Origin of the sequence: Luteimonas sp. TWI662, assembly GCF_039673825.1 — a bacterium.
Classification (GTDB): domain Bacteria; phylum Pseudomonadota; class Gammaproteobacteria; order Xanthomonadales; family Xanthomonadaceae; genus Luteimonas.
This window is the reverse complement of the sequence record NZ_JBDJMI010000002.1, coordinates 31,359-43,583: the sequence shown is the minus strand read 5'-3', so window position 1 is coordinate 43,583 and position 12,225 is coordinate 31,359. Positions and strand designations below refer to the sequence as shown.

10 protein-coding genes are annotated in these 12,225 nt (G+C 69.8%); all 10 read left to right on the top strand.

Features of this window, described 5'->3' with window-relative positions; genetic code table 11:
- The first annotated feature begins 3 nt into the window (after positions 1–3).
- Positions 4–2,010, top strand: a complete 2,007-nt coding sequence (gene mrdA, locus ABE488_RS02665; protein WP_346442796.1) for a penicillin-binding protein 2 — start codon at positions 4–6, stop codon at positions 2,008–2,010.
- Positions 2,007–3,116, top strand: coding sequence for a rod shape-determining protein RodA (rodA, locus tag ABE488_RS02660; protein WP_346442798.1), 1,110 nt, complete (start codon positions 2,007–2,009; stop codon positions 3,114–3,116). Before mrdA ends, rodA begins: the two co-directional genes overlap by 4 nt.
- Positions 3,117–3,182: 66 nt before the next feature.
- Complete coding sequence (gene mltB / locus ABE488_RS02655) at positions 3,183–4,313, top strand: lytic murein transglycosylase B (RefSeq protein ID WP_346442800.1); 1,131 nt, start codon at positions 3,183–3,185, stop codon at positions 4,311–4,313.
- A 32-nt stretch (positions 4,314–4,345) separates the two neighbouring features.
- Positions 4,346–5,611, top strand: a complete 1,266-nt coding sequence (locus ABE488_RS02650; protein WP_346442873.1) for a septal ring lytic transglycosylase RlpA family protein — start codon at positions 4,346–4,348, stop codon at positions 5,609–5,611.
- An 87-nt stretch (positions 5,612–5,698) separates the two neighbouring features.
- Positions 5,699–6,919 carry a D-alanyl-D-alanine carboxypeptidase family protein gene (locus ABE488_RS02645; protein ID WP_346447200.1) on the top strand — a complete coding sequence of 407 codons (1,221 nt, stop codon included), beginning with the start codon at positions 5,699–5,701 and terminating at the stop codon, positions 6,917–6,919.
- A gap of 191 nt (positions 6,920–7,110) precedes the next feature.
- The gene (locus ABE488_RS02640; RefSeq protein WP_183427812.1) at positions 7,111–7,389 is read left to right on the top strand and encodes a DUF493 family protein; all 279 of its coding nucleotides are present in this window, start codon (positions 7,111–7,113) and stop codon (positions 7,387–7,389) included.
- A gap of 34 nt (positions 7,390–7,423) precedes the next feature.
- The gene (locus tag ABE488_RS02635) at positions 7,424–7,891 is read left to right on the top strand and encodes a BLUF domain-containing protein (RefSeq protein WP_346447026.1); all 468 of its coding nucleotides are present in this window, start codon (positions 7,424–7,426) and stop codon (positions 7,889–7,891) included.
- Positions 7,888–8,568, top strand: coding sequence for a lipoyl(octanoyl) transferase LipB (gene lipB, locus ABE488_RS02630; protein ID WP_346442804.1), 681 nt, complete (start codon positions 7,888–7,890; stop codon positions 8,566–8,568). Before ABE488_RS02635 ends, lipB begins: the two co-directional genes overlap by 4 nt.
- Before the next feature lie 82 nt (positions 8,569–8,650).
- Complete coding sequence (gene lipA, locus ABE488_RS02625; RefSeq protein WP_346442806.1) at positions 8,651–9,655, top strand: lipoyl synthase; 1,005 nt, start codon at positions 8,651–8,653, stop codon at positions 9,653–9,655.
- Positions 9,656–9,854: 199 nt separating this feature from the next.
- The gene (locus ABE488_RS02620) at positions 9,855–12,044 is read left to right on the top strand and encodes a carboxy terminal-processing peptidase (RefSeq protein ID WP_346442808.1); all 2,190 of its coding nucleotides are present in this window, start codon (positions 9,855–9,857) and stop codon (positions 12,042–12,044) included.
- Positions 12,045–12,225: the final 181 nt, after the last annotated feature.

Here is a 12,225-nt window from a genome sequence, read left to right as displayed (position 1 = left end):
CACGTGGCCGGGCGTCGTCGTTCGAATGTGCGCAACAACGCCGCCGAGGCGGCTGCGTTCGCGCGTCGCGCGCTGCTGGGGTTTGCCCTGGTCGTGGTCGCGCTCGCGGTGCTGGCCGGCTGGTACTTCAAACTGCAGGTGATCGACCACGAGGTCTACGCCAAGCGCTCGGAGGCCAACCGCATCAAGCCGCGTCCGGTGGTGCCCGGTCGCGGGCTGATCTACGACCGGCAAGGCCGCATTCTGGCCAGCAACGAGCAGGCCTACCGGCTCGATGTCACCCCCGAAGAGGCCGGCGATCCCCGGCATCTGGTCGCCGAGCTGTCGCGCATCATCGCGCTGTCGCCCGACGACATCGCGCGCTTCGAGCGCGAGCGCAAGGCGCAGCGTTCGTTCCGGCCGGTGACGCTGAAGCTGCGCATCAGCGAGGACGAGATGGCGCGTTTCGCGATCGACCGCTGGCGCTTCCCTGGCGTTGAGGTCGTGCCCTATCTCAACCGGCACTACCCCTACGGCGACCTGTTCGCGCACGTGATCGGTTATGTCGGCCGCACCGACGATAGCGACATCGAGCGCTACGGCCAGGCGCATCTGTTGTTCCCGCAGACCGGGCGGACCGGACTGGAGCGCTACTACGACGAGCAGTTGCGCGGCAAGATCGGCTACGAACAGGTCGAGACCAACGTGGAGGGGCGCGCGCTGCGCCGGCTGGGCCTGGTGCCGGCGACCGCGGGCACCGACCTGCGGCTGAGCATCGATGCCGACCTGCAGCGCGCGATGGTGCTCGCCTTCGGCGGACTGCACGGCTCGGCGGTCGCGGTCGAGCCCAAGACCGGCCTGATCCTGGGCATGGTCAGCCTGCCGAGCTTCGACCCCAATCTGTTCGTCAACGGCATTTCGCATACCGACTACCGCCGGCTGATGGACGACCCGGCGCGGCCGTTGTTCAACCGCAACGTCCTGGGCGGCGGCCCGCCAGGCTCGACGGTCAAGCCCCTGGTCGCGCTCGCCGGCCTCGACAGTGGCCTGCGCACGCCCGAGCACCGGGTGTTTTCCACCGGCGAGTTCTTCATCCCGGGCCAGCGGCGCGGCTACCGCGACGCGGGACGCGGCGGCGGCTGGACCGACCTGCGCGACTCGATCTCCCGTTCGATCAACTATTACTACTACCAACTCGCCTACGAGATGGGCATCGAGCGGTTCGACCAGTACATGACGCGCTACGGCTTCGGCCAGCCGACCGGGATCGACCTGCTCGGCGAGAACGCCGGCGTGGTGCCGTCGCCGCGCTACAAGGCCCAGCGCAGCAAGGAGCCTTGGTATGCCGGCGAAACCGTCATCGCGGGTATCGGTCAGGGCTACTGGATCGCGACTGCGCTGCAGCTGGCGCGCGGCACCGCGGCGATCGCCAATGGCGGCACGTTGAACACGCTGCACCTGGCCGCCGAGCGGCGAGACGGCTTCGATGCGCCGTGGCGAGCGATCGCACGCCCGGCCGGCGAGCGCATCACCGAACGCCCCGACCACCTGCGCGCCGTCCAGGAGGGGATGATGAATACGATCCACGGGCGCGGCTCGGCGACCGCGATGGCGCGCGGCGCGCAGTACCGCATGGCCGGCAAGACCGGCACCGCGCAGCGCGTAAGCCGCCGCGGCAATGCCAGCCTCGATCCGCGCGCGCTGCCCTACCACCTGCGCCACCAGGCCTTGTTCGTCGGCTATGCGCCGGCCGAGGATCCGACCATCGCCGTTGCGGTGATCGTCGAGCATGGCGGCTATGGCGGCACCGCGGCCGCGCCGATCGCGCGCCGGATCTTCGACGCTTGGCTGCTGGGCGAGATGCCCGAGGTCGAGGTGGACCCGGCGACAGGCGTGCCGGCTGCGGTCGCCGCCGCCGGCCAGGGGGCGGCGCTGGCGCGCGAGGTCTCCTTCGACGGCGTGATCGACGGCGTGCGCACGGTCCCGCCAGCGGCGGTCGCGGCGCCGGCGCGTGCGGAGGCGCCGCGATGAAGATCATCCTGCGCTGGCTGCTGGATCTGTGGCTGCGCTTCAGCCGGACGCTCGATTGGCCGTTGCTGGCGGCGCTGGCGGCGCTGATGGGCATCGGCCTGGCGGTGCTGCACAGCGCCAGCGGCAAGAACATGGGGATGGTCGGGTCCCAGGCCGGGCGCTACGCCGTGGGCCTGGCGGCGATGTGGCTGCTGTCGCGGATTCCGGCCGTGCAGCTTCGACGCTTCACGCCGCTGGCCTATGCCGCATCGCTGCTGCCGCTGATCGCGGTGCTGTTCGTGGGCACCGGCCGCAGCGGCCAGCACTGGCTCAACCTGGGCGTGTTCTATGTGCAGCCGGCCGAGTTGATGAAGCTCTCGCTGCCGATGATGGCCGCCTGGTGGCTGGGACAGCAGCCCACGCCGCCGCGGCTGGGCGCGATCGCGGTCGCGGCCGCGATCATCGGCCTGCCCACCGGCCTGGTGCTGCTGCAGCCCGATCTGGGGACCGCGGTGCTGGTCGCCTCGGGCGGCGCATTCGCGCTGTATCTCGCGGGCCTGTCGTGGTGGTGGTTCGTCGGTGGTGCTGCCGTCGCCGCGGTGGGCGCGCCCGCGGCCTGGTTCTGGTATCTGCAGCCCTACCAGAAGGACCGCATTCTGACCTTCCTCGACCCCGAGTCCGATCCTCTGGGAACGGGCTGGAACATCATCCAGTCCCGGATCGCCATCGGCTCGGGCGGCCTGACCGGGCAGGGCTGGGGCGATGGCTCGCAGTCCCATCTCAACTATGTGCCCGAGCACACGACCGACTTCGTGTTCGCGGTGCTCAGCGAGGAATTCGGCTGGCTGGGCGTCGTGGTCGTGCTGGCGCTCTACCTGTTCGTGATCGCCCGGTGCCTGTGGATCGCCAGCCAGGCGCGCGACGGCTTCTCGCGGCTGCTGGTCGGCAGCCTGGGCCTGGCGATGTCGGTCTACGTGGTCGTCAACGGCGGCATGATCTCGGGCCTGTTGCCGGTGGTCGGGGTGCCGATGCCGCTGCTCAGTTTCGGCGGGACCGCGGCGGTGTCGCTGCTTGCGGGCTTCGGCGTGGTGATGGCGGTGCAGGCGAGTGGCCTCCGGCGTCGCTGACCGCGTCACAACGATGACGGCGGTGCAGTGTTGGCGTTGCGTGCACGCGTGCTACCCTCGCCGCCGATGAGCCGACGCCCGTTCTTCCGACTCTCCCTGGCCGCGCTGCCGCTCGCACTGGCGGCATGCGCGACGCCTGCCAATCACGCCGAAGCCCAGGCCGACGACTACCGCGCGATCACGCCGCTGGCCGAGCCTGGACGCCCGGAGGGCGCGCTGCTGCCCTCGGTGCCGCAGCCGCCGGAACGACCGGCCGCGCCGCCGTCGGTGACCGATCCGGCGATCGCGCGCGCGCAACGCGTGGAGAATTTCGTCGATTACACGGCGACGACCTACGGAATCGATCCTGCGCACATCCGCGCCACACTGGCGCAGGCGCAGGTCCAGCAGAAGATCCTCGATGCGATCAGCCGCCCCGCCGAGGCCGTGCGGCCCTGGCGCGATTACCGGCCGATCTTCATCAACCCGGCGCGCATCGATGGCGGCGTGGCGTTCTATCGCGACAACCGCGAGGCGCTCGAGCGTGTCGCCGCCGACAGCGGCGTGCCGGCCGAGTACATCGTCGCGATCATCGGTGTGGAAACCAGCTACGGCCGCGTGACCGGCAGCTGGAAAGTGCTCGACGCGCTCTACACCCTGGCGTTCGATTACCCGCCGCGCGCGCCGTTCTTCGCCGGCGAGCTGGCGCAGTTGTTCGCGCTGCAGAAGGCCGAGCCGCAGCTGGCGATCGGCGAGCTCAAGGGCAGCTATGCCGGCGCGATGGGCATGGGCCAGTTCATGCCGTCGAGCTATCGGCTGTGGGCCAAGGACGGCGATGGCGACGGTCGCCGCGACCTGCTGACCCACAAGCCCGACGTGTTCGCCTCGATCGCCAACTACTTCGTCGTCCACGGCTGGCAGCGTGGCGGGCCGGTGGTCGCGCGCGCGCAGCGCGCCGACGGCGCCGCCGACTTCAAGCCCGAGAACTGGGAGCCGGTGTATCCGCTGGCCGACCTTGCCGCGCGCGGCTACACGCCACGTCCTGGCGAGCCCACCGCCGAGGGCGGCACGCTGCTGTCGCTGGAAGGCGAGGCGGGCAGCGAGTACTGGCTGGCGTATCGCAATTTCTACGTGATCACCCGCTACAACCGCTCGCCGATGTACTCGCTCTCGGTGCACCAGCTGGCCCAGGCGATCCGGGCGGGGGTCGGCCCGTGATCCGCTGGCTGCTGCCGGCGGCCGCACTGCTGATGCTCGCCGGCTGCGCGGGCGCGCCCAAGAAGCCGGCGGCCGCCTCCGGCGGCGAACGCGTCGCAGCGCCGGTTGCCGGGTCGTCCGGACACGGCGCGCGCCGGGTTTCGCCCTACGCGCCGGCGCAGGAAGACCCCCGGACCCGCGGGCACTACACCGCAGGCGGCCTCTACCGGCCCGGCGTCCCCGACAGCCTGCCCGACTACCTGCCCAACGTCGATGCGATTCCCGAGCCGGAGGTCGTGGACCTGCCGCGTTCTCAGATCGGCAACCGCAGCCCCTACCAGGTGCTCGGCAAGACCTACCGCGTACTCGACGACCACAGCGAGTTTGTCGAGACCGGGACCGCCTCGTACTACGGCGCCAAGTTCCACGGCCGGCTGACCTCCAACCGCGAGGTCTACGACATGTACGCGTTCACCGCGGCGCACAAGTCGCTGCCGCTGCCCAGTTTCGCGCGCGTGACCAACCTCGACACCGGGCAGTCGGTGGTGGTGCGGGTCAACGACCGCGGTCCGTTCCACGACGGCCGCGTCGTCGACCTCAGCTATGCCGCCGCGGTCAAGATCGGGATCCATCCGGCCGGCACCGGCCGGGTCGAAGTCCGCGCGCTGAGTCCGGGCGAGAACGCCCGGCACGATTACCGCGCCGTCGCGCAGGCATCGCCGACCGCCGCGCCTAACGCCTCGGTCGCCGCGGCCGCGCCGCGCCCGGCGGCGAGCACGATCGATGCCATCGTCGAGGCGCTGCCGATCGCCAGCGCGCGCGCCGGCGAGCGCCCCGCGCCACTGCCGCAGCCCAGCGCGGCGGACGGGCGGTTCAACATGTACCAGAACGGCAAGGTCATGACCGCCGACGATTTCGATGCCTGGCTCGCCGCCCGCGGGCTCAAGCTCGAGAACGGGCGTCAGGTCCCGATCAATGGCGCCGTCGCGGCCGCGACTGTTCCCGCAGCGGTGCCGGTCCCGGTCGCCGCTGCCCCGAAACCTGCGCCCACGCCCACGCCCACGTATCCGACTGCGGCGCCGGTGTCGGGTGGCGTCACGCTGCAGGTCGCCGCATTCGGCGCCCGGGCCAATGCCGAACGTGCGCTCGCCACGCTGCGCGGCGCCGGCATCGGCGCAGCCCAGCTCGAGGACGGTACCGCCGCCGGCAAGCCGGTCTGGCGTCTGCGCGTCGGTCCGGTCGAAGCTGCGCGCGTCGCCGAGATGACCTCGCGCGTCGCCGGGCTGGGCTTTGGCGCGCCGACCGTCGTGCGCGACTGACGTTTTTCTTCCCATTTTTCCGCCGGCCCTCGCGGCGGGCATTCCGGAGTTCCGTTGCAGATGAAAGTGCCTGTCGTCGTTTCGCGCATGTTGCTGGCCGCCATGGCCACCGCGGTGGTCGGCCTTGCGGTCGCCCAGGACCCCGCGCCGCGGCCGACACCCGCACCGGCGCCTGCGCCGGCCGCCGCCGCCCAGGGCGGCGCTGCACTCAGCGATGCGCTGCCCACACCCCCGCCGCCGGAGGTGACCGGCACGGCCTGGGTGTTGATGGACTACGCGACCGGCCAGGTGCTGGCCGGCGAGAACGCCGACGAGCGCGTGGAGCCTGCCAGCATCACCAAGGTGATGACCAGCTACGTGATCGCCGCCGAGATGGCGGCCGGCAAGGTCAAGCCGGACGACCAGGTGCTGATGAGCGAGAACGCCTGGCGCAAGGGCGGCGCCGGCACCGACGGCAGCTACAGCGGCTTCCCGGTGAACCAGACCGCACCGCTGCTGGATATGGAGATCGGCATGGTCGTGCAGTCCGGCAACGACGCCGCGATTGCGCTGGCCGAACACGTGGCCGGCAGCGAGGAGGCGTTCGCGCAGCTGATGAATGCTTATGCCGAACGCATCGGCATGAAGAACACCCACTTCACCAATGCCACCGGCCTGTCCGGTCCTGAGCATTACTCGACCGCGCACGACCTGGCGATCCTGGGCCGCGCGATGGTGCGCGACTATCCCAAGGAGTATGCGCACAACAAGATCAAGGAATTCACGGTCGGGCCGATCACTCAGCACAATCGCAACCGGCTGCTGTGGCGCGACGACAGCGTGGACGGGATCAAGACCGGCCACCATTCCGGCGCCGGCTACTGCCTGATGGCCTCGGCGCTGCGCGGCGACCAGCGGCTGATCTCGGTCGTCATGGGCTCCAGCAGCGAGGCCCAGCGCGCCACCGATTCGCTGGCGCTGCTCAACTGGGGCTTCCGCTTCTTCGAAACCCACGCGGTCTACGACGGCCAGAAGGCGGTGTCGACGCAGAAGGTCTGGAAAGGCAAGGCCGACGAGGTGCAGTTGGGCGTGGCCGAGCCGATGCTGGTCAGTATGCCGCGCGGCAAGTACGCGCAGCTCAAGCCATCGATGGACATCCCCGAGACCCTGGTCGCGCCGATCGAGAAGGGCCAGCAGATCGGCACCGTGCGCGTCGTCCTCGACGGCAAGGTCATTGCGGAGCGTCCCCTGGTCGCGCTCGAGGCGGTCGAGGAGGCCGGCTTCTTCAAGCGGCTGTGGCACGAATTTCTGATGTGGTGGAACTCCTGAGTCCACGCGTCACCGAAAAGGCCGGCACATGCCGGCCTTTTCTTGTTTCGAAACCGGGTAGAGCCGGGGTTCGGAACCGGGTTCAGAGTGCAATTTCGCGGCGCGAAATTGCACACTCACCCCGGTTTTGTGGGCGGGGGCTCGCACCGCGATCGCTTGGGTTCGGCGCCAACAGCCCCGATAATCCGTCGATGGACATCAAATCAGATAACCCCGAGCACGGTTTCCAGTTTCCCGGCGTGTTCGAACTCACTGCGATGGGCGCCGCCGATGCCGGCCTGGAGACCGAACTGCCGCGGCTGCTCGGCGATGCCGGCGTGGCCGTGCTGCACGAGACGGTGAACACCCGTGCTTCGAGCGGCGGACGCTACGTGTCCGTGCGCCTGAGCATCCGCGCCGAGACGCGGGCCCAGTACGACGCCGCGCACGAAGCGCTGCGCGCGCACCCCGAGGTCAAGTGGACGCTGTGACTGGACCGCACTCAACGCGCGGGGCGTCCAGGGCGTGAACCGGCAGTTGCTCTATCGCAGCGGGCAGCTGTACGAGTTCACCGCGTCCGACATGCGTGCGTTGTTGCAGCATTCGCGCCAAGCCAACGCGCAACGCGGTGTCGGCGGCCTGCTGGCGTTGCGCGACGGGCTGTTCATGCAGTTGCTGGAGGGGCCCGCCGCCGTGGTCGATGCGCTGTTCTCGCGGATCGCTGCCGACCCGCGGCATTGCGAGGTCCGTCTGCTGGTCCGCGCCGAGCGTGCCGCCCCGCTGCTGCCGGACTGGCCGATGGCCTGGGCCGAGGCGCCGCCGGAAGCCGGCGAGGCGCCGGCGTTCGCCGAGCTCCAGACCGACCGCCGCGCGCTGGCCCGACTCGAGCGGGCCGGCGACGATCCGGTCGCCAGGATCCTGTGCGCGTTCCTGCAAGGGGCATCCGTGCCGCGGGGCGGCCTGGTGCCGGCGTTCGCGGGGGCTTGGGGATGACCGACGTGTCCCTGCCGCTCCCCGCGATCGTGCGCCGGCTCGGGCGCCAGCCCTATATCCCGGTCTGGCAGGCCATGCAGCGCTTCACCGATGCCCGCGATGCGAGCAGCGGCGATGAACTGTGGGTGGTCGAGCACGATCCGGTGTTCACCCTCGGCCAGGCCGGCAAGCCCGAGCACGTGCTGGCGCCGGGCGATATTCCGGTCGTGCAGGTCGACCGCGGCGGACAGGTGACCTACCACGGGCCCGGCCAACTGGTGGTCTACCCGCTGCTGGACCTGCCGCGGCTGAAGGTCGGTGTGCGCGAGTACGTCTGCCGGATCGAGCAGGCGGTCATCGACACGCTGGCCGACTGGAACATCGAGGCGGTGCGCCGCGAAGGCGCCCCCGGCGTGTATGTCGCCGATGCCAAGATCGCCGCGCTCGGCATCCGTGTCCGGCGGGGCCGCACCTTCCACGGGCTCGCGTTCAACGTCGCGATGGACCTCGAGCCGTTCCAGCGGATCAATCCTTGCGGCTACCAGGGTCTGCAGGTGATCTCGCTGGCCGACCTGGGTGGCAGCGCATCGATGGAGACGGTCGCGCCGGTGCTGCTGGCGCACCTGGCGCAGCAGTTCGGTCTGGATCTGGCGGATGCGCCGGCCCCAGCGCTTCCCGAGGCCGTCCCGCCCCGCTGACACGCAGCGTCTCCCGCCGGCCGCAGACACTGCGGGGGCGGGGGCCTACAATGGACGACCCGATCCGCGCAATGCCTTCGCCATGACCCAGACCGCCGACAAATCGATTCCGCTGCAGGTGGTGTCCGCGCCGCCGGCATCGCTGGAGACCGGCGTCAAGCAGGTCGCCGGCGACAAGATCGCCCGTTCGCCCGTGCAGTTCGCGCAGGCGCCGGTGCTGCGCAAGCCGTCGTGGATCCGCGTGCGCATTCCGTCCAATGGCGCGGTCGCCGCGCTCAAGTCGAAGCTGCGCGAGAACCGGCTGGTCACCGTCTGCGAGGAAGCCAGCTGTCCGAATATCCATGAGTGCTTCGGCCACGGCACTGCGACGTTCATGATCCTGGGCGAGGTCTGCACCCGCCGCTGCTCCTTCTGCGACGTCGCCCACGGCCGCCCCAAGCCGCCGGATGCGTCCGAGCCGCGGAACCTGGCGAACACGATCGCCGACATGGGCCTGAAGTACGTGGTGATCACCTCGGTCGATCGCGACGACCTGCGCGACGGCGGTGCCCAGCATTTCGTCGACTGCATCCGCGAAGTCCGCGCGCAGTCGCCGAACATCCGCATCGAGATCCTCACGCCCGATTTCCGCGGCAAGGGCCGCATGGAGCGCGCACTGGCGATCCTGCAGACCGATCCGCCGGACGTGTTCAACCACAACGTCGAGACCGTGCCGGACCTGTATCGCAACGTCCGGCCGGGCGCCGACTACCAGTGGTCGCTGACCCTGTTGCAGAAGTTCAAGGCCCAGCACCCGGAGGTGTCGACCAAGTCGGGCATCATGCTCGGCCTGGGCGAGACCATGGAGCAGGTGCAGGGCACGCTGCGCGACCTGCGCGCGCACGACGTGGACATGATCACCATCGGCCAGTACCTCCAGCCCTCGGCGCACCACCATCCGGTGCTGCGCTACTGGACCCCCGAGGAGTTCAAGGCGCTCGAGGACTACGGCATGGCGCTGGGCTTCAGCCACGTCGCGTCCGGCCCGCTGGTGCGTTCGTCCTACCACGCCGATCGCCAGGCGATGGAAGCCGGCGTCGCGGCCTGAGCCGTGCCCGGCCCGCGGGGCCGAGTCTGACGAATGGGTGAACGCCGGGCTGCGGCGGGATGCCGGGTGTCTGCAACACAACGGATCGCGCGTCCGGCTTGCATCGGACATGCAACTTTCGGCACTGTCATCACGTCTATTCACGCGACAGGCTCAACGAGCTGTCCATGATTCCCGAACCCGCAGCGCAGGACACCGAATGAAAGCTTCCCGTGTCGTTTCCGGCTCACTGATCGCCCTGGCGCTGGCGGTGCCGTTGGCGCTGATGGCCAGGCCCGACGCCATCGCCGAGGTCCCGGCGGCGCCCAACGTGGATCAGGTCGCAGCCTCCAAGCTCGTCTACGGGTTGCTGTCCGACAGCCGCTACGCCTACCGGCCCCGTCCGCTCGATGCCGGCATGTCGAGCGAGATCTTCGACCGGTACTTCGAGAATCTGGACCCGGGCAAGGTCTTCTTCACCCAGCAGGACATCACCCGCTTCGAGGCCCTTCGGCCGAAGATGGGCGCGGCGGTGCGCGACGGCGACATCGCCCCGGCGCTGGAGATCTTCGCGCTGTTCAAGACCCGCGTCGCCGAGCGCACCGCGCAGGCCCGCAACCTGCTCTCGCAGGACATCTTCGACTTCAGCGGCAACGACCGCTGGGAATACGACCGCAAGGACGCTGCGTGGGCGGCCGATGGCGCCGAGCTCGACACCCTGTGGCGGCAGTCGGTGCGCAACGATTGGCTGCGCCTGAAGCTGGCGGGCAAGCAGCCCGACGAGATCCGCAAGACGCTCGATCGGCGCTACCTCAACCAGGCGAACACGGTCGCCGCCTACAACGACGAAGACGCCTTCAGCAGCTTCCTCAACGCCTACACCGGCGTCATCGACCCGCATACCGACTACTTCAACCCACGTGCTGCGCGGCTGTTCAACCAGAGCATGTCGCTGTCGCTCGAGGGCATCGGCGCGCAGTTGCAGAAGCAGGACGACGTGGTGGTGATCCGCGAGGTCATCGCCGGCGGACCGGCGGCGATGAGCAACCGCTTCAAGCCCGGCGATCGCATCGTCGGCGTCGGCCAGGGCACCAACGGGCCGATGGAGGACGTGATCGGCTGGCGCATCGACGATGTCGTCGACAAGATCAAGGGTCCCAAGGACACCCAGGTGCGCCTGGACGTGATCCCCGCCGAGGCCACGCTCGACAGCGAGCCGGTGCGCATCACGCTCACCCGCGCACGCGTGCGCCTGGAGGAACAGGCCGCGAAGGCCGAGACGCTGACGCTGCCGGCCACCGAAGGCGGCGTCGACAAGCGTATCGGCGTGATCAAGCTGCCGGCGTTCTACCAGGACTTCGAGGGGCGCCGCAGCCGCAACGGCGAGTACGCCTCGGCAACGCGCGACGTGGCGCGCCTGCTCGAGCAGTTCAAGCAGGACAAGGTCGACGGCGTGGTGCTGGACCTGCGCAACAACGGCGGTGGATCGCTGAACGAAGCGGTCGAACTGACCGGCCTGTTCATCGATCAAGGCCCGGTCGTGCAGGTGCGCGAGTCGGGCGGCCGTGTCGGCGTGCAGGCCGATCGCGATCCCGGCGTCGCCTGGGACGGCCCGCTGGCCGTGCTGATCAACCGCGGTTCGGCCTCGGCATCGGAAATCGTCGCCGGCGCCATCCAGGACTACGGGCGCGGGCTGGTCATCGGCGAGACCACGTTCGGCAAGGGCACGGTGCAGAACCTGGTCGATCTCGATCGCTGGCCGGCCAACGAGAACAAGCGTTACGGGCAGGTCAAGCTGACCATCGCGCAGTTCTTCCTGCCCGGCGGCAGCAGCACGCAGAACAAGGGCGTCGAGCCGGACATCCACTTCCCGGTGACGGTGGATGCGACCGAGTTCGGCGAGAGCACCTACGACAACGCCCTGCCGTGGTCGCGCATCGCCGCCGTGCCGCACACCCAGTACGGCAACTTCGGCGCGCTGCTGCCCCAGCTCGAACAGCGCCACCAGACCCGTGTCGCCACCGACAAGGAATTCCAGTGGTGGGCCGAGGACATCGCCGAGTTCCGTGCCGAGCGCGAGAAGAAGTGGGTCTCGCTCAATGAGGCCGAGCGGCGTACCGAGCGCGACCGCCAGACCGCCAAGCGTGCGCAGCGCCAGGAAGAGCGCAAGGCGCTGGGCCTGGAACTCGACCCGCTGGCCGAGGATTCCGACGATGACGGCCTGCAGGCGAGCGAGCGCGCAATCGCACAGCAGACCCGCCTGGAAAAGGCGGCCGAGGAACGCCCGGACCCGCTGCTGCGCGAAGCGTCGGCGATCCTGGCCGACGCTGTGCGCCTGCTCAACAACGACCGCAAGCTTTCGGCCTCGGTGCTGCCCGAGTCGACCGGCCCCGGCCGCTGGGCGCGCTGAGTCCCCACAGCAGTCGCTCGAGGAAAGCCGCCGCGCCTGTCGCGGCGGCTTTCGTTTGGGCGCTCGGATCCGGGTGGCGGGGCGCCATGACGCGGCTCTCAGCCCGATGCGCGGCGCTGCTCACGCAAGCAGGCTTGCACAGGCAGGGCAGGCGCTCGCGCCGTCGCAGTCGCACCGGAGC